Origin of the sequence: Bradyrhizobium sp. 76, from assembly GCF_023073025.1 — a bacterium.
Lineage (GTDB): Bacteria > Pseudomonadota > Alphaproteobacteria > Rhizobiales > Xanthobacteraceae > Bradyrhizobium.
Genome location: NZ_JADPIS010000059.1, coordinates 291,468 through 318,012, shown reverse-complemented (window position 1 = coordinate 318,012; position 26,545 = coordinate 291,468). Strand labels below are relative to the sequence as shown.

The following is a 26,545-nucleotide window of genomic DNA, read 5'->3' as shown; positions in this document are numbered from 1 at the left end:
CCAGGGGTGACAAGGCGCGGGCGACCCGCGCCGCCATGGATGATCAAGGAGTCGATGATGAAGCTTTTCCGTATGGCCGCGGTGCTGGCTGTTCTGGCGGGACCGACCGTGCTGGCGGGACCGGCCTCTGCGCAAATGCCCAATCTCAATTTGCTGCAGGACGGTCCGGGCAAGACCCCTGAGGAGAAGGCCGCGGAAGCCGAGCGTGACAAGGCCTACAAGGAAACGCTGAAGAAGATTCCGGATTCCAAGGCCTCCAACGATCCCTGGGGCGGCATGCGCTCCGATCCGCCGAAGCAGGCGGCGGCGCCAAAGGCGTCGGCCGCGACCGGTGCGCCGAAGAAGAAGTCCGGCACGACTGCCAATTGAGCTTCTGTCCGATCGGAGGCGGCTGATGCCTCCGGCCGGGACTCCATTTCGGCCGGCCCGCTTCCTACATTGCGCGAGAGCGTATCGTAAAGGAGGCGGGATATGGCCGATCGTCCGCGAGATCTCGCCGAGCGGATGGCGCGCCGGCGCAAGATGGGCGGCAAGCCCGGCGCGAGGGCCGGCGACGGCTATCTGCGCGAAACCTTCACGCTGCCACGCGCGGCGGCACGGGAGAGGGCGCAGGCTTTCTTCACCCGCTACCCCAAGGCCGGCTATATGAGCGCGGTCGAGACTTGGCGCGAGCTGCCCGGCGGCGACATCGAATTCACGATGCGGCGGCTGCCCAGCGCGGATTAGGCTTGGCCCCTATTTGAAGGTTTCCGATGTGATGCGGATCCGGAACACGGGCTCCTTGGCCTCGTCCAGCAGCTCCATATTCCATTCGGAATTTTCCTGGAGCTTGCGGGCGATGCCGGCAGCCATGTCGGCGCAGACGCTGGTCATCTCCTTCCAGGCCAGATCGCGATCGGCAAATTCCGACGCCTGGTCGGCACAGCCGGAATAGCTGCCGTTCCGGATTCGAAAGAAGTAGAGCGGCATGGTTCGCACCGATCGCGCCTGATGGCTCCGTCCCCACGGCCATAATCGCGAGCAGTCCAATCCCAAACCGTCGGCAGATCAATTCCGGTCGGCTACGGAATAGCCCCATGGGCGCCGCTGTGTCCTATAGGCCATGACGGCTGCGGCGCGCCGGGGCGCGCCAGCCCGCCGCCGATCTCGGTCCTGCCGTTTAGGCCTGCCGCTCAGGCGGTTTTGCGCCCGATCGCCTTCAGCTCCCGATCGATGCGCAGCTGCACCCGCCGGATCGCCAACAGATCGATCTTGGTCTCGGTTCGGCCGGTCTTGATCTGCTCGCCGATCCGGAACTGCCACTGCCAGATGCCGGGAAGTGCCGTCTTGGCGACGGTGAACTCGACGCCCCTGTGATTCATGGCCTTCTCCCACGATTCACTTCCATCACTGAGAACATGCTGGGCGGCATAATATTCCAGGGAAAGCCAAATCTGTCGGTAAGCCCCGGATAGCTCACGGCTATCTTGCAAACGCAGGCGCGCCGAAACATTCGAAATCGGATGTCGAAAGACGCCGGCCACGCGCGGCGGCGCGAGACCTCATGCCCGTGGTTCTCCGACCAAGAACAGAGTTCCTGGGATGGGTAAGGGCACCTTCCGGAACGCGGCGGCATATGCCTTGCTTGGCCCGATGACGGTCAACAACATGGGCGCGTCATGCCGGGCATTCCCCGCCGCTATTCTCATTTCGTGTTCGGAATCATCCAGTCCGGACTGACCTCGCTGATCGCCGCGGGCATCGCCAGCTTTCCGGCAGGGAACGCACTGGACTTCCTCGCGCACTGGATGGTGTCGTGGCTGATCGCATGGGCGGCGATGCTGCCGATCGTGCTGCTCGCGGCGCCGGCGATCCGCGCCTTCTCGCTGCGGCTGACGCAGGAGGAGGGCGGTTCGCAAACCGGCCGGCCGGCATGGAAATCGGCATCAAAATCGGAATGAAATCGGAATGAAAAACCCCGCTTGGAAGAACCAAGCGGGGAAAGGTTATTGGAGGCTGAGGTGCTGGGCTGCAACACCATAGCCAGGCGAACCTAGCCGGCTCAGCTTACGACAGCCTGACAAGGCTGCGGTGGCAGCGAAAGCCTGAGCGCGGCGGGCCGCAGACTGGCCCCGCACCGGTCCCAATTTCGACATCCGTTCGCACAACTCAGGACACAACCGCAGGCGAGATTTCGCAGCGACGGTGCTGCCATGGGGGAAACGTGGCGCACCGGCAACGGGGTGGCATCATGGACAACGTAGAGCGGTCATTCGCCGCCGCGACGGCGGCTGGCTTCGTCGTGCTGGTGATCGGCATCGGGTTGCTGGTTCTGCTATAGGCGGTGTTGGGTGCCGGGAGACGGCTCTGGGGGTGGAAAGGCCCATGCGCGCCTTTCAAAAACACGAAAACAACCCCATGCACAGTAGCCCGCCGGAAAATTCCGCCACTAAATCAATGGCTTGCTGGTAGTAATTGGATACCATATCGACTCGGACGCGCCTCCACGACCATCCGAATCCCGATTCCCGTGCCGATCTTTTTGAGATCAATGGCGCCGCTCCGGCCTCGTCGCTGGCGCGTTGCCGCTGGCGAACACCGCCGCCGCCTGCCCAGCCAGCCGGCCTGTCAGCTCCTAAGCCCTCGTCCCCGCGGCCTTAGTGAACCTCGATCGCGTCCAGCGGCAGATGGAGTTCGGCGGCACGCTCTTCGCGATCCTTCTTGCCGAACTCGTTTTCCTTGCGCTCGAACTTGCTCAGCTCCTCTCGCGCCGCCTCCAGCAGTGGAGTGCGCCGGCTCGTATCGTGATGCGTATTTTCCGTCATGATTGGAAGTCCCAGAGTTGCAGTCTCATCCAAGAGAAGGCCGCAGACCGCGAAAGGTTCGGTGCCGCAGGATTACCGAATTCTGGCGGCGTGCGGGTCATCCGTTTTTGATGCGCGTCAGCCAGAGCGTGCAAATTCCCAAAAGAACATATTGCGAACCTAGAACAAATAGGGCACATTGCTTTTATCGCCGCGCCGCCTCGCCAATCGTTTGTCCCTCACGCGAATCCTCGTCATAAGGAGCACGACCCGATGTCCACCACTGCCCTGCGTATCGTCGAAGGATCCTCCATGGACAAGAGTAAAGCTCTCGCCGCCGCGCTCTCCCAGATCGAGCGGCAGTTCGGCAAGGGCTCGGTGATGAAGCTGGGCAAGAACGACCGTTCGATGGATGTCGAGGCGATCTCGTCGGGCTCGTTGGGGCTCGATATCGCGCTCGGGATCGGCGGCCTGCCGAAGGGGCGCGTCGTGGAGATCTACGGGCCGGAATCCTCGGGCAAGACCACGCTGGCGCTGCACACGGTTGCGGAAGGGCAGAAGAAGGGCGGCATCTGCGCCTTCATCGACGCCGAGCACGCGCTCGACCCGGTCTATGCGCGCAAGCTGGGCGTCAACATCGACGAGCTCCTGATCTCCCAGCCGGACACCGGCGAGCAGGCGCTGGAAATCTGCGACACGCTGGTGCGCTCCGGCGCGGTCGACGTGCTGGTGATCGATTCGGTCGCGGCCCTGGTGCCGAAAGCCGAGCTCGAGGGCGAGATGGGCGACGCGCTGCCGGGCCTGCAGGCCCGTCTGATGAGCCAGGCGCTGCGCAAGCTGACGGCGTCCATCAACAAGTCCAATACCATGGTGATCTTCATCAACCAGATCCGCATGAAGATCGGTGTGATGTACGGCTCGCCGGAGACCACCACCGGCGGCAACGCGCTGAAATTCTACGCCTCCATCCGTCTCGACATCCGCCGCATCGGCGCGATCAAGGAGCGCGACGAGGTTGTCGGCAACACCACCCGCGTCAAGGTCGTGAAGAACAAGCTGGCCCCGCCCTTCAAGCAGGTCGAGTTCGACATCATGTACGGCGAGGGCGTCTCCAAGATGGGCGAGATCCTCGATCTCGGCGTCAAGGCCGGCATCGTCGAAAAGTCCGGCGCCTGGTTCTCCTATGACAGCCAGCGTCTTGGCCAGGGCCGCGAGAATTCGAAAGCATTCCTGAAGGCCAACCCCGACATCACCGCCAAGATCGAAACCTCGATCCGCCAGAACTCCGGCCTGATCGCCGAGCAGATTCTCGCCGGGAGCCCCGAGCGTGACGCCGACGGCGAGGAGCCGGCGGACGAGTAAGCTTCAACAGTAAAGTTTTTCGCGAGGAGCGGGCGCTGAGGACGTTGAGTTGCCGACGTCGTCAGTGCCCGTTTCGTTTTGCCTGGAGTATTTAGGCGATGAAGCGTGCGTTTCTGACGAGTTCGTCCGGCTTCGACCTCATGCGCTCGGGCCTTGCCGAAATCGTCATCCCCTTCACGTTCCGCTTTGTCGATGGGCCTCCGCCTCTTGACGAACTTGCAGTCTATGTCCCCGCCCGCTCGGGGGGAGCGGGTCCGGGGACGCACTGGTCGGACTTCGTTGGACGCCGGCCGTCGGCTGCCGAAGACCGCAGACATCTTTCGCTGGTCGAGTTCTGCCAATCCTACGACCTGGTCGAATTGTGGTTCGATCGGACCCCAAATGATCAGCTCCAGCTGATCTGGCTGCTCGAATATCTCCGCTCCCACCCAGAGACCGTGGCCAAGTCAAAGCTCCGACTGATTGCCTTCGATCTCATCTCACAGGAGGCGGCGAACATTAGTAAGTCGCTGTCCTACATTCCGGCTGTCGACATCACCTCGGATGAACTCGCAACGGCAAGGAAGGCTTGGCTGGCCTACGCCGCGCCGACGCCCGAGGCCTGTGTCGGCCTCGTTGACAACGATCTGAGTGCCCTGCCGATGCTGAAGCCGGCCTTGATCGACTTGCTGGCGGAGCTTCCGTCAACGGGGCTCGGCGCGACGGAAATGCGATTCCTCGAACTCATTGCACGGGGTTACGAACGGACGAATGCATTGTTCCATCTGCGTAGTCTTCGCCGTACGCGTGTTTTTAGCGAGTTTGAGCTGGGGTGGTTGCTGCACGGACTTGCGCTAGGTCCGAGACCCGCGATTGCCGGACTCGACGATGAACTGCGGAATATCCGCCGAGAGAATCTGAGGGACCGTGATGAGGCTTATCTGCGGAGCAGATTGTCGATAACGGAGTTTGGGAGGTCGGTGCTGGCGGGCAGGGAAGATTTCAGCCGCCACAATCCAATCGATCGCTGGTGGGGCGGCACGCGGCTGACCAACGATCGGCTGTGGCGCTACGGCCCTTCTTTGACGAAGCCTTGAGGCCACCGGCATGATGCGGCTCATTGTGACAACGGACTCGTCCACCGCCGGCGCGATCCAACGCGCCGGCCTTGCTGATCTCGTGATTGCGATCGAGCGCCGGCTGGTCTGGGGACCGTTGCCGTCCGATGTCGAGCTCGATGCGTTTTTTGCGCCACGCACCAAGCAGCCACATGGCCTTCATTGGCTGGATGATACGCCGCGCTGGCGTCTCGAAGGATCGGGTGCGAAGGATCGCGGATTGATCGAATTGTTCGCTGAATGCGACTCCGTCGAATTGTGGATGGAGTCAGAGCCGAATGCGCAATTGATTCTGCTCCGGTTGCTCGACTACTGCTGGCGCGAGAAATCGGCGGTTCCCAAGCTCGTCATGCGTCAGCTGGACATCTCCGTTGGCGGCGCCGATGCCGAGCGACTTGCAGCGCTCAACCCGCCGACCGTCAAGCCCACGAAAGATCACCTTGATCTGACCGGCCGTGCGTGGCGCGCCTATCGCGCGCCGACGCCGCAGGACTGGTTTGATCTCCTCAAGGCGGATTTAGGCCTGCTGCCGCAACTCGGTCAGTGTGTGGCGGACCTCCTCGACGAGCTTCCGAGTGTCGCCATCGGTCTTGGAGCGACTGAAACGCGAATGCTGGAGTTGATCGCACCGGGCGACGTGCATCCCTTTGACGTTTTCCCGGGTGAGCAGAAACGCAATGAGCGGCGCGTTTTCGACTACTGGGAAGTCGGAGCGCTGCTCGATGGCCTCGTGCGATGTCCGGAGCCGGCGATATCGGGGCTCGACGAGGGGCCGTTTACGCTCGACATGCACAACGATCCTCTCCGTCACGCGCGATACAAGCAGTCCCGTTTGTCGCTCACCGATTTTGGGAAGGCGGTGCTGGCAGGAGAAGACGATTTCCTCCGTCATAACCCGATCCACCGATGGTGGGGTGGGACTGAGCTGACCAATGAACGGCTGTGGCGGTGGGATCGCGAAAGCCGATCGTTGGTTGCGCCCTAGATGCGCGTTCAGTGCCGTAGGGGGTGGGTTAGCCCTGCGACTGCGCGCAGCGCAGTTCGCACGGCGTAACCCACCACTGTTCGTCGCCGCGGAAGCTAAAGCGGTGGGTTACGCCGGCGGTCTGCGCCTTCGCGCCGCCGCCAGCTAACCCACCCTACGAAACCTCCGTCGCGTCTTACTCCGCCGCCTCCGCGTAATCGCTCACCGGCGGGCACGAGCACACCAGATTGCGGTCGCCATAGACGTTGTCGACGCGCCCCACCGGGCTCCAGTATTTGTCGGTGCGCGAGGTGCCTGCGGGGAAGCAGCCCTCGGCGCGGGTGTAGGCGCGCTTCCAATCGTCGTCCGCGATGTCATGCACGGTGTGTGGGGCATGACGCAGCGGCGACGCCTCGATCTTGAAGCGGCCGGCTTCGACCTCGGCGATTTCCTTCCGGATCGCGATCATGGCATCGCAGAAGCGATCCAGCTCCGCCTTGGATTCCGACTCGGTCGGCTCGATCATCAGCGTGCCCGGCACCGGAAAGCTCATGGTCGGCGCATGGAAGCCGTAGTCGATCAGGCGCTTGGCGATGTCGTCGACGGTGACGCCTGAGGTCGTCTTCAGCGCGCGGGGATCGACGATACACTCGTGCGCGACGCGGCCCTTTTCGTTCTTGTAGAGAACCGGGAAGTGCGCATCGAGCCTTGCTGCGACGTAGTTGGCGTTGAGGATCGCGATCTCGGTGGCGCGCTTGAGGCCTTCGCCGCCCATCATCAGGATGTAGATGTAGGAGATGGTGAGGATCGAAGCCGAGCCGAACGGCGCGGCCGAGACCGGCCCCACGGGCGCTTTCCCATCCGTCGCGGGATGACCGGGCAGGAACGGCTTAAGGTGCGCCTTGACGCCGATCGGGCCCATGCCCGGGCCGCCGCCGCCATGCGGAATGCAGAAGGTCTTGTGCAGATTGAGATGGCTGACATCGGCGCCGTAGTCGCCGGGCCGGGACAAGCCGACCTGCGCGTTGAGGTTGGCGCCGTCGAGATAAACCTGGCCGCCATGGCCATGCACGATGTCGCAGATCTCGCGAATGTGCTCCTCGAACACGCCATGGGTCGAGGGATAGGTGATCATGACAGCGGCGAGGTCGTTTGAATGCTTTTCCGCCTTGGCGCGGAGATCGTTGACGTCGACATCGCCGTTCTTTTCGCAGGCGACCACCACCACGTCCATGCCAACCATCGCGGCCGAAGCCGGGTTGGTGCCGTGGGCGGAGGAGGGGATCAGGCAGATCTTGCGATGCGTCTCGCCACGCGCCGCGTGATAGCCGCGGATGGCCAGAAGCCCGGCATATTCGCCTTGCGCGCCCGAGTTCGGCTGCAGCGAGATCGCGTCATAGCCGGTGATGTCGCACAGCCACTTCTCCAGGCGCGCGAACAGCGCGTGATAGCCGCGTGCCTGCTCGCGCGGGGCGAACGGATGCAGCGAGCCGAACTCGGGCCAGGTCAGCGGCATCATCTCGGTGGTCGCGTTCAGCTTCATGGTGCACGAGCCGAGCGGGATCATCGCGCGGTCGAGCGCGAGGTCGCGATCGCTGAGCTTGCGCATGTAGCGCAGCATCTCGGTTTCCGAGCGATGCGCGTGGAAGACGGGGTGGGTGAGGAAAGAGGTCGCGCGCTTGAGCGTCTCCGGCAGCGCCTCGCGCGTGGTGGCGTCAATCTCGGCATAGGCAAGCTGGCCGCCGAAGGCGCGCCAGACCGCTTCGACCGTCGCGGGCGTGGTGGTCTCGTCGAGCGCGATCCGCAATGCGGTTTCGCCGACGCCAAGGTTGATCTTGTCGGCAGCGGCGCGCGCGACGATCTCGGCGCGTTTGCCACCTGCATCCACGCTGAGCGTGTCGAAGAAATTGTCGGACTGAAGCGTAAAGCCGAGCTTGCGCAGGCCGGCCGCCAGCACGGCGGCGCGGCGATGCACGTTGCGCGCGATCTGCGAAAGGCCTTCGGGGCCGTGATAGACCGCATACATCGAGGCGATCACGGCGAGCAGCACCTGCGCGGTGCAGATGTTGGAGGTCGCCTTCTCGCGACGGATGTGCTGCTCGCGGGTCTGCAGCGCGAGGCGATAGGCCGGCATTCCGCGCGAATCCACGGAGAGGCCGACGATGCGGCCGGGCAGCGAGCGCTTGAGCGCATCGCGCACCGCCATATAGGCCGCGTGCGGTCCGCCATAGCCCATCGGCACGCCAAAACGTTGCGCCGAGCCGATGGCGATGTCCGCGCCGAGCTCGCCGGGCGAGGCGAGCAGTGTCAGCGCCAGCAGATCGGCGGCGATGATCGCGAGCGCGCCCTTGGCCTTCAGGCTGGCGATCGCGGGCCTGAGGTCGCGCACAGCGCCTGAACTGCCCGGATATTGCAGCAGCGCGCCAAGCACGTCCGTCTTGTCGAGATCGGTGAGGGGATCGCCGACGACCAGGGTCCAGCCCAGGGGCTCCGCGCGGGTGCGCATCACCGCGAGCGTCTGCGGATGCACGTCCTTGTCGACGAAGAAGGCCTTTGCTTCGACCCGTGAGTGCCGCTCCGCGAGCGCCATCGCTTCGGCGGCAGCGGTGGCCTCGTCGAGCAGCGAGGCGTTGGCGACGTCGAGCCCGGTGAGGTCGCAGATCATGGTCTGGAAGTTGAGCAGCGCCTCGAGCCGGCCCTGGCTGATTTCGGGCTGGTAGGGCGTGTACGCCGTGTACCAGGCCGGGTTCTCCATAATGTTGCGCTGGATCACCGCGGGCAGGATCGTGCCGGAATAGCCTTGGCCGATCAGCGAGGTGAAGACCTGGTTCTGGGCGGCGAGTTCGGCCACATGCGCGATCGCTTCGGTCTCGCTCAAGGGCTTGCCGAGATCGAGTGGGGCGGTCTGCCGGATCGAGGCCGGCAGCGTCTGCGCCATCAGCGTATCGACGCTGTTCGCGCCGACGGCCTCGAGCATCGCGGTGACGTCGCGCGCGGAGGGGCCGATGTGGCGGCGAACGAAGCTGGTGGTATCGCCATTGGATTTGCGGTGCGCGGTCATCATGGGTCCTCGCTTTAGATATCGCTGTCGCCGTCATGCCCCGCGAAGGCGGGGCATCCAGTAAACGCAGCCGCTTCGGCTGGGGCCGATGGGCCGCGGCGTACTGGATCGTCCGCCCCAGTGCGCAGTGCGCACAAGGCGGACGATGACACCGAATATGAGGTCGGAGTTCGCATCATCTCACGCCGTGTGGGCCTTGTACGCCGCTTCGTCCATCAGACCGCCGAGCTCGCTTTTGTCGGCAATCTTGATCTTGAAGAACCAGGCCGCGCCTTGCGCATCCGAGTTCACCAGCGCGGGCTCGGCGGCGAGCGCAGTGTTGGTCTCGAGCACTTCGCCGGTTACAGGCGCGTAGACGTCCGATGCGGCCTTCACGGATTCCACGACGGCGGCGGGTTCGGCCTTCTTCAGCGTGCGGCCGAGCTTGGGCAATTCGACGAACACGACGTCGCCGAGCTGCGATTGCGCGTAGTCGGTGATGCCGACGGTGGCGACGTCGCCGTCGATCGCGAGCCATTCGTGGTCGGAGGTGTACAGCGTCGTGGTCATTTTCTCGGTCCTCAGCGTTTGTAGGTGTTTTTCACGAAGGGCATGGCGGCGATTTGCACGGCCAGGCGTTGGCCGCGCACTTCGGCGAAGAGTTTTGTGTCGATCGCGCTCGATGCCGTGGGCACATAGCCCATCGCGACCGGCGCATTCAGGCTCGGGCCGAAACCGCCCGAGGTGACCTTTCCGATCGGCTCGGCGGAGGTCGCATCCGCAAACAGCAGCGCGCCCTCGCGCACCGGCGCGCGGCCCTCGGTGCGCAGGCCGACGCGGCGGCGGGATGCGCCGTGATCGAAATGAGCGAGAATCTTTTCCGCGCCGGGGAAGCCACCGGCACGCGCGCCGCCGGTGCGGCGGCTCTTCTGCACCGACCATTCCAGTGCGGCCTCGACCGGCGTGGTCGCGGTGTCGATGTCGTGGCCGTAAAGACAAAGCCCGCCTTCGAGCCGCAGGCTGTCACGGGCGCCGAGCCCGATCGGCATGACGTCCGGATTGTCCAGCAGGGCCTTGGCGAGCCGTTCGGCATCGCCGGCAGGAACCGAAATCTCGAAGCCGTCCTCGCCGGTATAGCCGGAGCGCGAGACGAAGCAGTCGAGGCCGGCGACCTTGTGCGGGCCGGAATCCATGAATTTCATGGCGGGCGCCTCTGCACATAATTTCGCCAGCGCCGATTCCCCCTTCGGCCCCTGCAGCGCGATCAGCGCGCGGTCAGCCAGCTGCTCGATGACGCAGTCGTCCGAGAGATTCGCGCGCAGATGCGCCTCGTCCTCGGCCTTGCAGGCGGCGTTGACGACCAGGAAGAGGTGATCGCCGAAATTGGCAACCATCAGATCGTCCAGAATTCCGCCCTCGGCATTGGTGAACTGGGCGTAGCGCTGCCGGCCAGGCGCGATCGCCATGATATCCTGCGGCACCAGCCGTTCCAGCGCGCGGGCGGCGTCCTCGACCTTGCCCGATTTCGGCCGGAGCGCGATCTGGCCCATGTGGGAGACGTCGAACAGGCCGGCTGCGTTGCGGGTGTGAAGGTGCTCCTTCAGGACTCCGGCCGGATATTGCACCGGCATGTCATAGCCCGCGAACGGCACCATCTTGCCGCCGAGCGAGACATGAAGATCGTAAAGGGGGGTACGTTTCAGGGAGTCTTTGTCGTCACGCGCAAGCATCGGGGGGCCCTCGGCGGTTCCCCGGGAACGATTTCCCGTGGACACCAGTCGAAGCCCCATCTGTCGCTGTGCCTGAGAGTATTATCCCGTCGGCGGACGCTGTCCGGACCTAAACCCGTCGGCGCCTCTTTCCAGATGCTGTCAAAGCCACGCGGTCCTTTTGCCTGAGAGTTTCCGGGGCGGTTGCTCCTTCGGCGCCGGCACCAGTGCCGGTCTCTCCCGACGTGGCCGTACGATACAGACGGGTAAAGACCACAGGCCGGCCAAGCCTGTCAACGCGGCATCGGCGGCTTTCCAACGGATTACGCGACTGCGGCAACGCCTTGATCTGGCTGCACAGTTTCTGGACAGCGAAGCTGGCCTTGTCTAAAAGCGCTTTGACCCGCAGATATCAGCCCAAACTGGCGGTTTGGATGGCTGGAAGGCGGGTGCAAGCACACCCGATTGGATGAACATGAGCGGCGTCAACGAGATCAGGTCGACCTTTCTGAACTTCTTTGCCGAGAACGGCCACGAGATCGTGTCGTCCTCGCCATTGGTGCCGCGCAACGACCCGACATTGATGTTCACCAATGCCGGCATGGTGCAGTTCAAGAACGTCTTCACCGGCGTCGAGAAGCGGCCCTACCAGCGCGCCACCACCTCGCAAAAATGCGTGCGCGCCGGCGGCAAGCACAATGACCTCGACAATGTCGGCTACACCGCGCGCCATCTCACCTTCTTCGAGATGCTCGGCAACTTCTCGTTCGGCGACTATTTCAAGGAGCGCGCGATCGAGCTGGCGTGGAAGCTGATCACGAAGGAATACGGGCTCAAGAAGGACAAGCTGCTCGTCACGGTCTACCACACCGACGACGAGGCGGCCGGACTGTGGAAGAAGATCGCTGGCTTCTCCGAGGACCGCATCATCCGCATCCCGACCTCGGACAATTTCTGGGCGATGGGCGACACCGGCCCGTGCGGCCCGTGCTCGGAAATCTTCATCGATCGCGGCGAGCACATCTGGGGCGGGCCTCCGGGCTCCCCGGAGGAGGACGGCGATCGCTTCCTCGAATTCTGGAACCTGGTGTTCATGCAGTACGAGCAGGTGACGAAGGAGGAGCGCGTGGCGCTGCCGCGTCCCTCGATCGACACCGGCATGGGGCTGGAGCGCATGGCCTGCATCATGCAGGGCGTTGACAGCGTCTTCGAGACCGACCTGTTCCGTCATTTGATCGACGCGACGGCGTCTGCCTTGGGAAGCGGGCCGGACGAGAAGACCGTGGCCTCGTTCCGCGTCATCGCCGACCATCTGCGTTCGTCGGCCTTCCTCGTCGCCGACGGCGTGCTGCCCTCGAACGAGGGCCGCGGCTATGTGCTGCGCCGGATCATGCGCCGCGCGATGCGCCATGCGCAGCTGCTCGGTGCGCAAGAGCCGCTGATGCATCGCCTGGTCTGGGCGCTGGTGCGCGAGATGGGCCAGGCCTATCCCGATCTGATGCGCGCGGAAAATTTGATCGAGGAAACGCTGCGGCTGGAAGAGACCCGCTTCCGCAAGACGCTGACGCGCGGCCTCGCCATTCTCGACGAGAAGAGCGCGTCCTTGAAGAAGGGCGACATGTTCGACGGCGACGTCGCCTTCACGCTGTACGACACCTATGGCTTCCCGCTCGATTTGACGCAGGACGCGCTGAAGTCGCGCGGCATCAGCGTCGACCAGGCGTCCTTCACCGATGCGATGGAGCGTCAGAAGGCCAAGGCGCGCGAATCCTGGAAGGGGTCTGGCGAAGCTGCTTCCGAGGCGATCTGGTTCCCGCTGCGTGAGAAGCTGGGCGCAACCGAATTCCTGGGTTACGAGACCGAGAGCGCTGAAGGCGTGGTGACCGCGCTGGTCAAGGACGGCAAGGAAGCCACGAGCCTCAAGGCCGGCGACACCGGCGCGATCGTGCTGAACCAGACGCCGTTCTACGCGGAGTCCGGCGGCCAGGTCGGCGACACCGGCGTATTGACCGGCGAGGGCGGCATCAAATTCCGCGTCACCGACACGCAGAAGAAGCTCGGCGATTTCTTCGTTCACGTCGGCACGGTCGAGAGCGGCGAGCTGAAGCTCGGCACCGCGCTGCAGCTCGAAGTCGATCACGGCAGGCGCTTTTCGATCCGCGCGCATCACTCGGCCACGCATCTCATCCACGAGGCGCTGCGCCAGGTGCTCGGCGACCACATCGCCCAGCGCGGCTCGATGGTCGCGCCGGATCGGCTGCGTTTCGACTTCGTGCATCCGAAGCCGATCACGGCGGAAGAGCTCGCGCGCGTCGAGGACATTGCGAACGACGTGGTGCTGGAGAATGACGAGGTCTCGACCCGCGTCATGGGCGTGGACGAGGCCCGCGAGGCCGGCGCACGCGCGCTGTTCGGCGAGAAATATGGCGACGAGGTTCGCGTCGTCTCGATGGGCCGGACCGCGCGCGAGCGCGGCGCCAACGCACTCGGCTGGTCGGTCGAACTGTGCGGCGGCACGCATGTGAAGCGCACCGGCGACATCGGGCTGATCACGCTGACGGGCGAGAGCGCGGTCGCCTCCGGCGTGCGCCGCATCGAGGCGCTGACCGGCAACTACGCGCGAAAACACGCCAACGACACCATGGCGCTGGCGAAGACCGCGGCCCACGAGCTGCGCACCTCGATCGACGACGTCCCGGCGCGCATTGCCGCGCTGATGGAGGAGCGCAAGAAGCTCGAGCGCGAGCTCTCCGACGCCCGCAAGAAGCTGGCGATGGGCGGCGGTGCAGCTTCGAGCAACGGCGCGGCCTCCGGCGTGCGCGAAGTCGGCGACGTCAAGCTGATGGCGCGCGCGGTCGAGGGCATCGAGATGAAGGATCTGAAGAGCCTTGCCGACGACGGCAAGAAGCAGATCGGCTCCGGCGTCGTCGCCATCGTCGGCGTCACCGAGGACGGCAAGGCCGGCGTGGTTGTCGGCGTCACCGCTGACCTCACCTCGCGCTTCAATGCGGTCAATCTGGTGAAGGTCGCCTCCGAGGCGCTCGGCGGCAAGGGCGGCGGCGGCCGTCCCGACATGGCCCAGGCCGGCGGCCCCGATGGCGCGAACGCGGCCGCGGCGCTCACGGCGATCGAAAAAGCCATGATCGAACAAAAATCGGCCGGCGCGTAGGCAGGTGCGCCCCGTTCCGCGAGGACGTGGCTCAACCGATCCCGATCTGAGGGATCGCCTCTACGAATTGCTGGAGCACGATCCGCTGGCCTACTCGGTCGGATCGCGCTTCATCCAGCTGATCATCGGCGTCATCGTGCTCGACGTGGTCGCGATGATCCTTGCCTCGGTGCCGGAGCTGGACGCGCAATTCGGCGCGCTGTTTTCGGCGATCACCATCCTGTCCGTGATCGTGTTTGCGCTGGAATATGCGGCGCGGCTGTGGACGGTGGCGGGCCATACCCAGCGCGCGGCGTCCGCGTTGTCGGATCGGCTCAGTTATGTCTTCTCCGCACTCGGCATCATCGATCTGCTCGCGTTCCTGCCGGCCGCGATCGTGCTCGCCACGGGCCGGCATGCGACGCTGGCAGCCCTCGGCGTGCTGCCGTTCTTCAAGCTGGTGCGCTACTCGCCGGCGATGCGTTCGCTGCTCGCGGCCGTGCACGCGGAGCGACGGGCGCTGATCGGCTGCATCGTCATCCTGATCGGCGCGGTTCTGACGTTTGCCTCGCTGCTCTACGCCATCGAGCGCGACGTGCAGCCGGACAAGCTCGGCACCATTCCGCAGGCGATGTGGTGGGCGATCGTGACGCTCGGCACCGTCGGTTACGGCGACGTCGTGCCGGTGACGGCGCTCGGAAAGTTCATCTCCGTCTTCACCATCATCAGCGGATTTGCCATGATCGCGCTGCCGGTCGCGATCATCTCGACGGCCTTTGCGGAAGAGGTGAAGCGGCGCGACTTCGTGGTCACCTGGGGCATGCTGGCGCGGGTGCCGCTGTTCTCGCATCTCAGCGCATCCGAGATCGCCGACATCATGCGGCTGCTGCGGGCGCGCACGATCGAGCAGGGCGAGATATTGGTGCGGCGGGGCGATGTGGCCTCGTCGATGTATTTCATCACCGCCGGCGAGGTCGAGATCGCGCTGCCGAACCAGCAGGTGCGGCTCGCGGATGGCACCTTCTTCGGGGAGATCGCGCTGCTGCACAAAACCAAGCGCAGCGGCACGGTGACGGCGACGCGCAAGACCCGACTGCTGGTGCTCGACGCCCAGGACTTTCACGCCCTGATCGAACGCATGCCGACGCTCGCCGCGCATGTCCACAAGACGGCAAAGGCGCGGCTGGAGGGGAGCGGCGATCTTGCGGTGGCGGAGCTGGCGCAGGCGGAGCGCGAAGGCACCGACCGCTGAGCGCTCAGCCTTTCTTCAGGAAGACGTAGTCGGCCGAATAGGGCGCGCTCTTGAAATCGCCGGCCTTGTCGCAAGAACCCTCGAGCTTGCCGCCATGGGTATTGATGCGCTGAACCGTCGTGACCGGCGTGAGGATGCCGCTGCCCCGGTGGGTCGTCACTTCCAGCTTCAGCCAGGGAATGTCGGCCGCGGTGGTACCCGGGGCATTGCCGGCGGCCTTGGCGGCCACGGCGCTGCCGTCGGCATGCTCCCAGTTCGGTCCGGCAAAGTGACGGCCGATCGTCTTGCCCTCAGACAGCAGGGTGGCGATCGGTTCGCGAAAACCCCAGGCGAGCTTGCCGTCGGTGCCGGCCTTGCACTCATAGACCTGCGCGCCCTCGGCGTGGACGCTGAGCACGACGCTCTCGCCGGGCGCCGCGATGGCGTCGGGGAGTGGGTCGGCGGCCAGAGCCGGTCCAGCGAGCAGCAACAGGCAGGGGACGGCAAGCTTGATCGACATGGTCGCATCTCCACGCAAAGGTCCAAATAAGCGAACGGGCCGCGCTTGCGACGCGGCCCGTGATGATGTCCGGCCCAGTCGGGCGAAATTGCGGACGGCTTACGCCGCCAGCGCCTTCCCGAGGTTCTCGGCGACCTTGTCGAGGAAGCCGGTGGTCGAGAGCCAGCGCTGGTCGGCGCCGACCAGGAGCGCGAGGTCCTTGGTCATGTAGCCTTCCTCGACGGTGTCGACGCAGACCTTCTCCAGGGTGTTGGCGAACTTGGCGAGCTCGGCATTGTTGTCGAGCTTGGCGCGGTGCGACAGGCCGCGGGTCCAGGCGAAGATCGACGCGATCGAGTTGGTCGAGGTCTCCTTGCCCTTCTGGTGCTCGCGATAGTGGCGAGTCACCGTGCCGTGGGCGGCTTCGGCTTCCACCGTCTTGCCGTCGGGGGTGAGGAGGACCGAGGTCATCAGGCCGAGCGAGCCGTAGCCCTGCGCCACGGTGTCCGACTGCACGTCGCCGTCGTAGTTCTTGCAGGCCCAGACATAACCGCCGGACCATTTCAGCGCGGAGGCGACCATGTCGTCGATCAGGCGGTGCTCGTAGGTCAGGCCCTTGGCGTCGAATTCCTTCTTGAACTCGCGCTCGTAGATGTCCTGGAAGATGTCCTTGAACCGACCGTCATAGATCTTCATGATCGTATTCTTGGTCGAGAGATAGACCGGGTAGTTGCGCAGCAGGCCGTAATTCAACGACGCGCGGGCGAAGTCGATGATGGAATCGTCGAGATTGTACATCTGCATCGCGACGCCGGCGCCCGGGGTCTTGAACACTTCCTTCTCGATGACCGTGCCGTCCTCGCCGACGAACTTCATCGTCAGCGTGCCCTTGCCGGGGAACTTGATGTCGGTGGCGCGATACTGGTCGCCATAGGCGTGGCGGCCGATGATGATCGGCTTGGTCCAGCCGGGAACCAGGCGCGGCACGTTCTTGCAGATGATCGGCTCGCGGAAGATCACGCCGCCGAGGATGTTGCGGATGGTGCCGTTCGGCGACTTCCACATCTGCTTGAGGTTGAACTCCTTCACCCGTGCCTCGTCCGGAGTGATGGTGGCGCACTTGACGCCCACGCCGACCTTCTTGATCGCCTCGGCAGCGTCGATCGTCACCTGATCGTTGGTCTCGTCACGGTACTCCATGCCCAGGTCGAAATAGAGCAGCTCGACATCGAGGAACGGGTTGATCAGCTTGTCCTTGATGTACTGCCAGATGATCCGGGTCATCTCGTCGCCATCGAGTTCGACGACGGGGTTGGACACCTTGATTTTTGCCATGATCGGGGAAGCCTCTTCGGAACGGCGCTTGTGGCGCGCCACGGGAATATCCGCCGCCTCTTAGCACCTGATAGCAGCGGGCGAAAGCCAAGGGATTATGCACTTTTAGCTCATCCAGCCTCCGCAGATGGGGGGCGGGAGCAGCCCTGCCGCGGGGACCGGGCTGAGGTTTCAGGCGAGATTCAAAAGTCGAATCCAACCCATTATTTCCCTTGAGAATTTCGTCAGGACAGGCAAACGACAGGCGGACGGGCAGCCGGCCCAAGACTGGGTCAAATCCGGGTCGAGACCAGGTCAGGACCGGCCTTGATTAATTCATGAAGAGCGCCTCTCCAAGGCCTTGAGAACCAGTGTGAAAGCGAAGCGAGATGTCGGGGACTGACAAGAGCAAGGCGGGCCTTTCCCTCGACGGTCCCATCGTCATCCTGGTCGAGCCGCAGCTTGGCGAAAACATCGGCATGGCCGCGCGCGCCATGGGCAACTTCGCGCTGAGCCGATTGCGCATCGTCAATCCTCGCGACGGCTGGCCCAACATCGCCGCCCAGCGCGCCGCGGCCGGGGCCGACTATATTCTGGACAAGGTCGAATTGTTCGACACGGTCGGTGAGGCCGTCGCCGATCTCGACCTGCTGTTCGCCACCACCGCGCGCCCCCACGACCAGGCCAAGCCGGTGGTGGGGCCGGAAGCCGCAGCTAGCGAGATTTCCGGGCACGTCGCGGCGGGCGGCAAGGCCGGTATCCTGTTCGGCCGGGAGCGCTGGGGGCTGACTAACGAGGAGGTCGGGCTCGCCAACCGCATCATTACCTTTCCGGTCAATCCGGGCTTTGCCTCGCTCAACCTCGCCCAGGCGGTGCTGCTGGTCGGCTACGAATGGTTCAAGCGGGCGACCTCCGGCGAGTTGCCGCACGCCATGCCGGAGCGCTCCGAGCGCGCCTCGCAGCATCAGATGCAGGCGTTCTTCGACAATCTCATCCGCGAACTCGACCGGGTCGAATTTTTGCGCCCGGCCGAGAAGCGCGACACCATGCTGGTGAACCTGCGCAACATCTTCACCCGGATGGAGCCGACCAAGCAGGACATGCACACCCTGCATGGGGTGGTGATGGCGATCGCGGAAGGGCGCAAGGGCCCGGCCAAGGGCGGCGTGCTCGACGGCGAGCAGGCAACGCGGCTGCGTGCGCTTTTGGCCGAGCACGGTCAGGGCGGCGGCGTTCCCGACAGCGGCTCCACCGTGCGCGGCCTCGCCCGCCTGCTCCGCCGCAACCCGACCGATGCCGAACGCCTGCTCTGGCAGGCCCTCACCCGCGACCGCCGCTTCGCAGGCGGGTTCAAGCGCCAGACCCCTGTGGGGCGGCACATCCCGGACTTCGTCTCGTTCCCGCATCGGATCGCGATCGAGCTGGTGAACACGGGTGAGAACGAGACGATCGTCGCGGATCGCGCGTCGCGGCGGGCGTGGCTCGAGGCAAGGGACTATCGGATGATCGAGATGCGGGCGGCGGATGTCGAGCGGGATATCGAGGCGGAGCTGGTGCGGTTGCAGGGGATGATCGCGGAGGGCGTGTAGATTTTCGTCGGGAAGCAGAGCGAATTGTCGCTCTCGCTCACCTTGGCCGATCAGCGCCGGTTCAGCGCTGAAAGACAACCTTGCCGCCGACCAGCGTCAGGTCCGCCTTGATGTCCTTGATCTGCTCCTCGGGCACGGCCGCGTAGTCAGCGGAGAGCACCACGATGTCCGCCAGCTTTCCGGGCTCAATGGTCCCTTTGCGGGCTTCATCGAAGTTGTAGCGCGAAGCCGCGCTGCTGTAGAGCCGTAGGGCCTGTTCGCGCGTAATAGCTTCTGCCGAGCCGTAGATGTTTCCGTTGGGATCCTTCCTGGTCACCATGATGTACATGTTGAGGAAGGGGTTGATCGGGTTGACCGGAAAATCCGTCCCGGCGCCGAGGCTGTTGAGTCCCATTTTTTCGATTAACGTCCTGGTCGGCACGGCGCGGTCAGCGGTCGCTTTCCCGAGAAATCGTTCGACGGTCGCTCCCTTATCCCACATGAAAACGTTCTGGAAATCGATGCGGACTCCTAGTCTTTGCGCACGCTCCATCTGTTCTGGCCGGATCAGGCTGGCGTGGATGAGGACGAAGCGACGGTCGCGGATCGATTTTTCTTTATCCGCTGCCTCGAAGGCATCGAGCACCTGGTCAACACCCAGGTCGCCCACGACGTGGACTCCGACACGCCAGTCATAACGGTTGCAGACGGAGATGAGTTGCTTCAGACGCTCAGGTGTCTGCTGCGTGATACCGTGATAGTTGTCGTGTGAATCGGGGTACACGTCACGCATGAGCGCCGTCTTCAGCGTCATGCCGCCGTCGTAAAAGATCTTGATGCCGGCGAACTTGAGCCAATCGTCACCGAACCCTGATGAGGCGCCATTGCCTGACATGATCGCTTCCCATGCGGTCAGATCGGCGGGGGGCTCCGGTCGAAACATCACGCCGGTGCGCAAAGTGGCTTTCCCGGCTGCGACAAGCTTCTGCAGCGTTCGGACATCGCGTGGCTCTGTTGCGCCTTCGATCACACTGGTGATACCGAAGCTGTTCAGCACGCCTTCGGCAATGGTGAATTGCCGCATTTCGTCGTCTTCTGTCCAAGGTGGTACGGCCTTCTCGACCCGATCGATCGCCGTCTCCACGAGCACGCCAGTCAATTCACCGGCTGCGTCGCGTTCAAACTTTCCACCACTCGGATCCGCGGTGGTCTTGTCCACACCGACCACTTGTAGAGCCATGGTGTTCGCCATCGAGAAATGCCCGACGGTGCGAAGATAGACCGGGTTGTTCGGAGCAACGCTATCGATCTCCTGCCTCGTGAGATAGCGCTTCTCGGCCAATTGTGAGGGCGGATGCCACGCGCCACCTACAATCCACTCACCCGGCTTCTTCTTGGTGGCGAATGATTTGATGGCCTCGAGCGCGTCCGCGACGGTCTTGGCTCGGCCCAGGCTTACGACATAGTCGCCCAGACCAGCGGCCTTGAAGTGAGCGTGTGTATCGATCAATCCGGGGATGACGGTCTTGCCGGACACGTCGAGCACGCGGGTCCGGGCGCCTGCAAGCGCCTTGATCGAAGCACTGGTTCCGGTCGCGATGATCTTTCCATCCGCGACGGCGACTGCCTCCGTGACGGTCGATCGGTCGTCTAAGGTCAGAACCTTGCCATTAACGAGGACGAGGTCAGGCGCATTAAGCTCCGGCTGCTGTGCCTCGGCATTTGCGACGCCAGCGACGAACATGCCCGTAGCAAGGATTGCAAATGCCTTTAACTTGCGGACCATCGCGTACCCTCTTGGATCTTTTTTGCTTGGCGAGAGCTGCAAGAGTATCTTTGATTAAACGTGGGTTCAACGCTTCTCGACGGTTGGCAGCGTCGCACGGATGGCAAAGTGGAGTGCTCCCGTGGTTAGCTGGAAAGCTGGCCGTCCCGGTACCGGGCCCCATGTCCCCTCTACGAACGACGCCCGAGCTGCACCTCGCGCTCCACCGCAATCCATGTCGTGCGCGCCACCGCCAGCAACTTCCCGGCTCCATCATGCACCGCAGCCTCGGCCGTGCGCTTGCGGCCATCGCGGCCCGTCGGCCACGCCGTGATGATGCAGGGCTCGCCGGGGTGCGGGCGGGCCTCGATCCGCGCCGACATCCGCCCCAGCAGCAACGGTGCCTTGTCGAAGCTGCCGGTCTGCTGATCGCAATTGCAGGCAAAGCCGGTGGGGCAGTCGAGCGCCGACCAGAGGAATTCCGGCGCGACGAGGCCGTCGTCGGCGGCGAGATTCTTATCCGGTGTCCAGCTCGCTGCCAGAACGGCGTTGTGACCACGGAGCGAGCCGGCAAAAATGCGCAGGCCGTCTCCCTTGGCCCTTGCGGGGCCGCACACGAAACATGTCGGCAGCGGATGCTCGTGCGGCTTCACCGGCGTCAACAATTCGGCGGCGCAGGCCTCCTCGAAGCTGGCTGTTTCCACGCGCGCAAGCTCGACGCTTGCCGGCCGCCCGGTCGCGACGATCTTGTCGCCATCGCGAAGCTGCCATGCGCCGTCCTCCGTTGCGACCGCATCGAGCGGCGTGTCCAGCGGCGGCGGTACGCGCAGCGTGATCTCCGCGGCGCCGGGAATGTGGCGGGCCAGCCGGCCGCAGACATAGCCGCCGTTGCCGGAGTTCGGAGGACCGCAAAAGCGTTTGTCGATGATGATCTGTGTCATCGGTTTTGTTCTCTCTTCCCCGTGCACTTTACCTCATCTTGAGGACAATTCGCCCCTGAACCGTTCGGTTGGCCACGGCACGCATGGCTTCGCCGGCCTCCTCCAAAGGGAGGATGCGATCGATGTGCGGGCGGATTTTTCCGCCGGCCAGCAGTTGCATCAGCGTGGCGTTCATGCGCGCCGCTTCGAGCGAGAATTTCTCCGCCCAGGCGCCGACGAAGACCCCGAGGATGGAATAGTTCTTCAGCAGCGGAAGGTTCATTGGGAGCTGGGGAATTTCGCCGCTGGTGAAGCCGATCGGCATCAGCCTTCCGCCCCACTTCATCGACCGGGCCATCTGCTGGAATATCGCGCCGCCGACATTGTCGAAGCCGATATCGATCCCTTCGCCGCCGGTGATCGCCTTGATCCGGTCGCGCAGATCCTCGCTACGATAATTGACGATGTCGCGGGCTCCATAATTGCGAACCAGGGCGGCCTTGTCATCGGAGCCGATACCGGCGATGACGCGCAGGCCCAAATGGCGGCCGAGATCGACGGCGGCAAGGCCAACTCCGCCGGCAGCGCCCGTGACGAACAGCGTTTCGCCGCGCTGCGCCCTGGCCCGCTCGACCAGCGCATAATAGGCCGTGCCGTAATTGTGCAGGACCGTCGCCGCTGCCTCGAACGCGACGCCTTCCGGCAGAAGCACGCACTTTGAGTCCTTCGCTATCATCCGTTCGGCGTAGCCGCCGGTCCAGGCGCTGCATGCCACGCGGTCGCCGGGAGCGAATGCCGTGACCTCGCCGCCGACCGCGATGACGACACCGGATGCTTCCGTGCCGGGCACGAAGGGCGTCGGCGGCCGCATCTGGTAGAGTCCCGAGACCATCAACTGGTCCATGAAACTGACGGAGGCCGCATGGACGTCGATCAGAATCTCGTCGCCGGCCGGCTTCGGCTCGTCGATCTCGCCGAGACGCAAATCGCCGGGTCCGGTGAACGAGCTGCATAGAATCGCTCTCATCGCGTCACTCCAACAGATTGTCTATATTCGGCAGGTTCTCTCAATGGCGTCGCATATCCCGCGACGAGCTTGACGAAATCCGCCTGTCGCGCCGCACCCGTTTTTTCAAACAGGCGGCGGACATGCGTCTTGATCGTCGTATTGGCGACGCCGAGCGCCGCCGCTACTTCGGGAACGCCGCCGAGCTCGACGATCGCGAGCATCACACGCAACTCGGTCGGCGTCAGTTTGAATGCCTTGCCGATCACTTCGGAACGAGGCGGTATCGTGAGCGCCGCCCTGCGGACGAACAACGCTGCGACGGCGCTGTAGGCGACGCCCCCAAGTCGGCGCGCGCCGGAAGTCAACGGCAGAGCATGGGCGACGTGGCGCTTCCCATCCCGCCCGATCATCGGCACCGCGATCCCGTCGGCGCCGAGGAACGCGTTTTCCTGCCCGGCGGCTGCGAAAAAATGCTGCAGGGTCCGGTTGACCGTCGGATCGCAAGCCGCGAGGTGCCCGCGGATTTCGTGCAGGATGTCGCGCGCTTCGATCATGTCCCGCCCGGCAGTATTGGCGTGAATGAGACGCGCCTCCGCGTCAACGAGACAAAGACCGACGTCAAGCCCATCCAGCGTATCTGCAAACGTGGCGGCCTCCGCCGACATCCGGGGAATAGCTGATATTGCATTCATTGCGACGCTCCAGCAGGCCGAGGCGGCTGGCGATCTTCCGTCCGACGACCGAAAAGACGCGGCAGCAGCATGGGAACGCGTCGGCGATAATCCTGGTACGTCGCGCCGAACTCGGCGATCAGGTCGCGCTCCTCGAACTGAAGCGCGGCCAGGATGTAGGCGGTGTTTGCGAGCGCAAACAGAAGGTGGCCGACGGTCATCTCGGGCGTGGCCCAGAACGCGAGCAGAAAGCCGAGCATGATGGGATGGCGCACGATCTTGTAGAGCAGCGGTGTTCTGAACGATTGACCTGGTATCTCGCTCCCGCGGAACGCGACGAAGGCCTGGCGCAGGCCGAACAGATCGAAATGATCGATCATGTGGGTCGAGGCGAACGCGACAAGCCAGCCAAGCCAATGCACGCCGATCAGCAACCAGGCCGCTATTCCGCTCGCTTGCCAGACCGGCGTCGGAATCGGGCGCCACTGCCAGAACAGCAACAGCAGGATCAGGCTGGAGAGCAGCACATAGGTGCTGCGCTGGCAGGCGGGGGGAAGGAATTTGGCCGACCATCGCTTGAAGATCGGGCGCGCCATGACGCTGTGCTGGATCGCAAACAGGCCCATCAGCAGCAGGTTGACGACGATAGCCACGCTCAGGTCCATCGGGTTGCCGACGTCGATCGACCTATCGATCGACATGTCGATCGACTTGGGCACGACATAATTGCCGACGAAACCAAGCGCATAGAGAAATGAGACCGTGAAGATCACGTAGCTCACGATGGCGTAGAGCAGGATCAGGAGGCGCGAGATCATGTTTTTTCCTATTGTGCCTGATGCAGCCGTGCCGCATGCAGGAGCCTGAATTGCTCGCCGGCGAGCAGGCTCGATCTGCCCCGACTGCTATTGCTGGACCGTCCCCTGTGCGTCCCCGGGGGCGCCGCGAGGGGAGGGAGGACTTTCATGACGGTTTTCTCGCTGGGGACATTCGGGTTCCCTGAGGTCTACGCCGACGGCCGCCCGATCAAGTTGGCCTTGCGCAAGGGCCTCGCGCTGCTGGTCTATCTCGCGGAGGCCAAGGGCGCCGTGGCCCGCGAAATCGTGGCGACGCTGCTGTGGCCTGAAACTGACCGCGAGACCGGGCTAGCGCGATTGCGGCGGCTGCTTCACCGCATCGAGCTGACGCTCGGTCAGCAGGTTTTCGAGACCGACCGCACCAGCGTGCGATGGTCTCCGGCGGTCGCGTTGAAGGTCGATGCGCATCTGTTCGAGGGCGCTTGCGATCGCCCTGACTTTGACGAGGCCTGCCAGATTTATCGGGGAGATTTCCTCGCAGGGTTCTCCCCGGAGGACTGTCCGGAATTCGACGACTGGGCGTTCTTCCGCCGCGAGGCGCTGCGGGGACGGCTGATGCACGCGCTGGAGCGCCTGGTGCAGGACAAGACCGCCGCCGGCGACTACTTTTCCGCGGCCACGCATGCGACCCGTCTGGTCGAGCTCGATCCTTTGAGCGAGGTCTACGGCCGGCATCTGATCCGCAGTCTGCTGCTGGCGGGTGACCGCAGTGCGGCAGAGCGGCACCACGCGGCACTGAGGCAGCGGCTGCGTGACGAGCTTGGTGTTACGCCCGAAGCCGAGACCGAGGCGTTGATGAGTCCTGCGGCGGCAGCCGACGTTCCAGCGACGCGCTACGTCAAGGGCGCTGGTGTGCATCTGGCGTATCAGACCTACGGCAGCGGCCCGCTCGACATCCTGGTCATGCCCGGCTTCGTGTCGCATGTGGAGCGCGCCTGGGAGCACCCCGCGAGCCGGGCGTTTCTGGCCTCGCTGATGAAGCTTGGGCGCCTGATCGTGTTCGATCGTCGCGGCATCGGGTTGTCCGACCGGGTTGGATCGGCCCCCGGTATCGACGTCACCGCGGAGGATATCGGCACGGTGCTCCGCGCGACCGGCTCGCGCCGCGTCGTGCTGTTCGGCGCATCCGAGTGTGGACCAGCCTGCATCAAATTTGCGGTCGATGAACCGCGTCTCGTGGCCGGACTCATCCTGTTCGGTGCATTGGCCAAGGGCTGCTGGTCGCAGGATTATCCGCACGCGCTGCGCGCCAGCCAGTACGACGCCTGGAGCAAGCACCTCATCGCGCAATGGGGAGGTCCGGTGGAGATTGAGACGTTCGCGCCCAGCCTTGCGAGCGATCCCCAGGCACGCGCCTGGTGGGCGGGGCTATTGCGCGCGGCCTCCAGTCCCGGCGGCATCTCGGCGGTGCTCGAGGCGTTTCGCGACGCCGACGTGCGGCAGCTTTTGCCGCAGATTGCCATGCCGACACTGGTGCTGCATCGTCGTGACGACAAGGCCGTACGGATCGCGGCCGGCCGCGATGTGGCGAGCCGGATCAAAGGTGCGCAATTCGTCGAGCTCGACGGCAACGATCACTGGTTCTTTGCGGGTGATCAGGGACCGGTACTCGGTGCGATCGGGCGGTTCATCGCTGCGTTACCGAGGGAGCGGCTGCGAGTGCCGTAGCCCGGATGAGCGAAGCGACATCCGGGGACGGTCGTCCCGCATGTCGCTGCGCTCATGCGGGCTACGGGATGGGAGCGATCACACTGCCTCGAGCTGATCCACCGCGCGCTTCTTCTTTGCCTTGGACTGGCTGAGCAGGGGGCCCGCCGTCAGCGCCGCCGTATCGGCCACGCCCGGATCGCGCGACACCATCGCCGCGACGATGGCGCCGTCGATCAACAGCCCGAGCTGATGTGCGAGCACGAGGGGCTCGTTCGAACCGAGCTCGCCAGCGAGCTTCTCGATGTGGCCGAGCACGATCTTCTTGTGCTTCATCGCGATGTTGCGGAACTGCTTGGCGTCCTTGTCGTGCTCGCCGACCGCATTGATGAAGGGGCAGCCGTAGAAGCGCTCCTCCGCGAACCAGCTCTTCAGGGCCGGGAAGATGCGCGTGAGCTTGGCCTGCGCGTCGCCGCCGCCTTCTTCCATGGCGCCGATGAACCATTCGCGCCACTGCTTGCCTTCGCTCTCCAGCACCGCGTTGACGAGATTGGTCTTGGAGCCGAATAATTTATAGAGCGTGGTCTTCGCGGTGCCGGCTTCCGCGATGATCGCGTCGATGCCGGTGGCGTTAATGCCGTTCTTGCAGAACAGATGCGTCGCGGCGCTGAGCAGGCGTCCGCGCGCGGACTCGTTGTCACTGGCGCCGCCATGCGGCGAATGAGACTTCTTCTTTGACGTCTTGTTCAGTGAGGGCTTGGCCATGAGTCCAAACTTACCCGCAGCCGCGCCGCATCAGCAAGCCGCATCTGTCCGCGCTGAAAAGATTCGCACGGGAAAGCCCGTCTGCATCGCCTTTGAGCAAACGGCGGCTGATCAATTCGCAGGCAGCGTTCGCTAAGCGGCTCCAATACTTCGCCTTTTGATTTTGGTCGGCTCTGGCACGCTCCATGCAAGGAAA

At 64.2% G+C, this 26,545-nt stretch carries 24 protein-coding genes and 1 riboswitch; of the genes, 10 read left to right on the top strand and 14 right to left on the bottom strand.

Annotation, left to right across the window (positions count from 1 at the left end; all coding sequences use genetic code 11):
• Window positions 1–57: 57 nt before the first annotated feature.
• Both IVB48_RS13920 and IVB48_RS13915 read left to right on the top strand, forming a co-directional pair.
• Entirely contained in the window at window positions 58–369 is a 312-nt protein-coding gene (locus tag IVB48_RS13920) for a hypothetical protein (RefSeq protein ID WP_027567635.1), read from the top strand.
• 102 nt (window positions 370–471) lie between these two features.
• Window positions 472–726 (top strand): hypothetical protein, encoded by a 255-nt coding sequence (locus tag IVB48_RS13915; protein ID WP_027567636.1) that lies wholly within the window; start codon window positions 472–474, stop codon window positions 724–726.
• A 9-nt stretch (window positions 727–735) separates the two neighbouring features.
• Here the strand turns inward: IVB48_RS13915 and IVB48_RS13910 are convergent, their stop codons facing one another.
• Both IVB48_RS13910 and IVB48_RS13905 read right to left on the bottom strand, forming a co-directional pair.
• The gene (locus tag IVB48_RS13910) at window positions 736–969 is read right to left on the bottom strand and encodes a hypothetical protein (RefSeq protein WP_247287309.1); all 234 of its coding nucleotides are present in this window, start codon (window positions 967–969) and stop codon (window positions 736–738) included.
• A gap of 203 nt (window positions 970–1,172) precedes the next feature.
• On the bottom strand, window positions 1,173–1,361 hold the full coding sequence (locus tag IVB48_RS13905; RefSeq protein WP_027567637.1) for a hypothetical protein: 189 nt from the start codon (window positions 1,359–1,361) through the stop codon (window positions 1,173–1,175).
• A 297-nt stretch (window positions 1,362–1,658) separates the two neighbouring features.
• Between IVB48_RS13905 and IVB48_RS13900 the strand changes: the two genes are divergently transcribed.
• Complete coding sequence (locus IVB48_RS13900) at window positions 1,659–1,940, top strand: DUF2798 domain-containing protein (protein WP_027567638.1); 282 nt, start codon at window positions 1,659–1,661, stop codon at window positions 1,938–1,940.
• 696 nt (window positions 1,941–2,636) lie between these two features.
• Here the strand turns inward: IVB48_RS13900 and IVB48_RS13895 are convergent.
• Window positions 2,637–2,804: a hypothetical protein gene (locus IVB48_RS13895; RefSeq protein ID WP_247400412.1), complete on the bottom strand. Its 168-nt coding sequence runs from the start codon at window positions 2,802–2,804 to the stop codon at window positions 2,637–2,639.
• 252 nt (window positions 2,805–3,056) lie between these two features.
• Between IVB48_RS13895 and recA the strand changes: the two genes are divergently transcribed.
• From recA to IVB48_RS13880, 3 genes are all read left to right on the top strand, one after another.
• Window positions 3,057–4,145 (top strand): recombinase RecA, encoded by a 1,089-nt coding sequence (recA, locus tag IVB48_RS13890; protein ID WP_027567639.1) that lies wholly within the window; start codon window positions 3,057–3,059, stop codon window positions 4,143–4,145.
• Between the two features lie 98 nt (window positions 4,146–4,243).
• Window positions 4,244–5,221, top strand: coding sequence for a hypothetical protein (locus tag IVB48_RS13885; RefSeq protein ID WP_247400411.1), 978 nt, complete (start codon window positions 4,244–4,246; stop codon window positions 5,219–5,221).
• 10 nt (window positions 5,222–5,231) lie between these two features.
• Window positions 5,232–6,227 carry a hypothetical protein gene (locus tag IVB48_RS13880; protein ID WP_247400410.1) on the top strand — a complete coding sequence of 332 codons (996 nt, stop codon included), beginning with the start codon at window positions 5,232–5,234 and terminating at the stop codon, window positions 6,225–6,227.
• A 175-nt stretch (window positions 6,228–6,402) separates the two neighbouring features.
• Here the strand turns inward: IVB48_RS13880 and gcvP are convergent, their stop codons facing one another.
• The 3 genes from gcvP to gcvT form a co-directional block, all read right to left on the bottom strand.
• Window positions 6,403–9,267: an aminomethyl-transferring glycine dehydrogenase gene (gene gcvP / locus IVB48_RS13875; RefSeq protein ID WP_247400543.1), complete on the bottom strand. Its 2,865-nt coding sequence runs from the start codon at window positions 9,265–9,267 to the stop codon at window positions 6,403–6,405.
• 180 nt (window positions 9,268–9,447) lie between these two features.
• Window positions 9,448–9,816, bottom strand: coding sequence for a glycine cleavage system protein GcvH (gene gcvH, locus IVB48_RS13870; protein WP_247400409.1), 369 nt, complete (start codon window positions 9,814–9,816; stop codon window positions 9,448–9,450).
• 11 nt (window positions 9,817–9,827) lie between these two features.
• Window positions 9,828–10,976, bottom strand: coding sequence for a glycine cleavage system aminomethyltransferase GcvT (gene gcvT / locus IVB48_RS13865; protein ID WP_247400407.1), 1,149 nt, complete (start codon window positions 10,974–10,976; stop codon window positions 9,828–9,830).
• A gap of 143 nt (window positions 10,977–11,119) precedes the next feature.
• Window positions 11,120–11,208, bottom strand: a riboswitch (glycine riboswitch).
• A 222-nt stretch (window positions 11,209–11,430) separates the two neighbouring features.
• Between gcvT and alaS the strand changes: the two genes are divergently transcribed.
• Together alaS and IVB48_RS13855 are read left to right on the top strand one after the other, a co-directional pair.
• Window positions 11,431–14,124 (top strand): alanine--tRNA ligase, encoded by a 2,694-nt coding sequence (gene alaS / locus IVB48_RS13860; protein WP_247400406.1) that lies wholly within the window; start codon window positions 11,431–11,433, stop codon window positions 14,122–14,124.
• A gap of 4 nt (window positions 14,125–14,128) precedes the next feature.
• Complete coding sequence (locus IVB48_RS13855; RefSeq protein WP_247400405.1) at window positions 14,129–15,355, top strand: cyclic nucleotide-gated ion channel; 1,227 nt, start codon at window positions 14,129–14,131, stop codon at window positions 15,353–15,355.
• Between the two features lie 4 nt (window positions 15,356–15,359).
• Here the strand turns inward: IVB48_RS13855 and IVB48_RS13850 are convergent, their stop codons facing one another.
• Window positions 15,360–15,854, bottom strand: a complete 495-nt coding sequence (locus IVB48_RS13850) for a DUF3455 domain-containing protein (RefSeq protein ID WP_247400404.1) — start codon at window positions 15,852–15,854, stop codon at window positions 15,360–15,362.
• A gap of 99 nt (window positions 15,855–15,953) precedes the next feature.
• Window positions 15,954–17,168 (bottom strand): NADP-dependent isocitrate dehydrogenase, encoded by a 1,215-nt coding sequence (locus IVB48_RS13845; RefSeq protein WP_027518867.1) that lies wholly within the window; start codon window positions 17,166–17,168, stop codon window positions 15,954–15,956.
• A gap of 368 nt (window positions 17,169–17,536) precedes the next feature.
• Between IVB48_RS13845 and IVB48_RS13840 the strand changes: the two genes are divergently transcribed.
• Window positions 17,537–18,736: a TrmJ/YjtD family RNA methyltransferase gene (locus IVB48_RS13840; RefSeq protein WP_247400403.1), complete on the top strand. Its 1,200-nt coding sequence runs from the start codon at window positions 17,537–17,539 to the stop codon at window positions 18,734–18,736.
• Window positions 18,737–18,797: 61 nt separating this feature from the next.
• Here the strand turns inward: IVB48_RS13840 and IVB48_RS13835 are convergent, their stop codons facing one another.
• From IVB48_RS13835 to mddA, 5 genes are all read right to left on the bottom strand, one after another.
• Window positions 18,798–20,501: an amidohydrolase gene (locus IVB48_RS13835; protein WP_247400402.1), complete on the bottom strand. Its 1,704-nt coding sequence runs from the start codon at window positions 20,499–20,501 to the stop codon at window positions 18,798–18,800.
• Window positions 20,502–20,671: 170 nt separating this feature from the next.
• Window positions 20,672–21,421 (bottom strand): hypothetical protein, encoded by a 750-nt coding sequence (locus IVB48_RS13830; protein WP_247400401.1) that lies wholly within the window; start codon window positions 21,419–21,421, stop codon window positions 20,672–20,674.
• A gap of 28 nt (window positions 21,422–21,449) precedes the next feature.
• Complete coding sequence (locus tag IVB48_RS13825; protein WP_247400400.1) at window positions 21,450–22,427, bottom strand: NADPH:quinone oxidoreductase family protein; 978 nt, start codon at window positions 22,425–22,427, stop codon at window positions 21,450–21,452.
• Entirely contained in the window at window positions 22,424–23,074 is a 651-nt protein-coding gene (locus IVB48_RS13820; protein WP_247400399.1) for a helix-turn-helix transcriptional regulator, read from the bottom strand. Before IVB48_RS13820 ends, IVB48_RS13825 begins: the two co-directional genes overlap by 4 nt.
• Before the next feature lie 23 nt (window positions 23,075–23,097).
• Window positions 23,098–23,898, bottom strand: coding sequence for a methanethiol S-methyltransferase (mddA, locus tag IVB48_RS13815; RefSeq protein ID WP_247400398.1), 801 nt, complete (start codon window positions 23,896–23,898; stop codon window positions 23,098–23,100).
• 147 nt (window positions 23,899–24,045) lie between these two features.
• Here mddA and IVB48_RS13810 point away from each other — a divergent pair, with 147 nt between their 5' ends.
• Window positions 24,046–25,605, top strand: a complete 1,560-nt coding sequence (locus IVB48_RS13810) for an alpha/beta fold hydrolase (protein WP_247400397.1) — start codon at window positions 24,046–24,048, stop codon at window positions 25,603–25,605.
• 78 nt (window positions 25,606–25,683) lie between these two features.
• Here IVB48_RS13810 and IVB48_RS13805 read toward each other — a convergent pair whose 3' ends face one another.
• The gene (locus tag IVB48_RS13805) at window positions 25,684–26,349 is read right to left on the bottom strand and encodes a TetR/AcrR family transcriptional regulator (RefSeq protein WP_247400396.1); all 666 of its coding nucleotides are present in this window, start codon (window positions 26,347–26,349) and stop codon (window positions 25,684–25,686) included.
• Window positions 26,350–26,545: the final 196 nt, after the last annotated feature.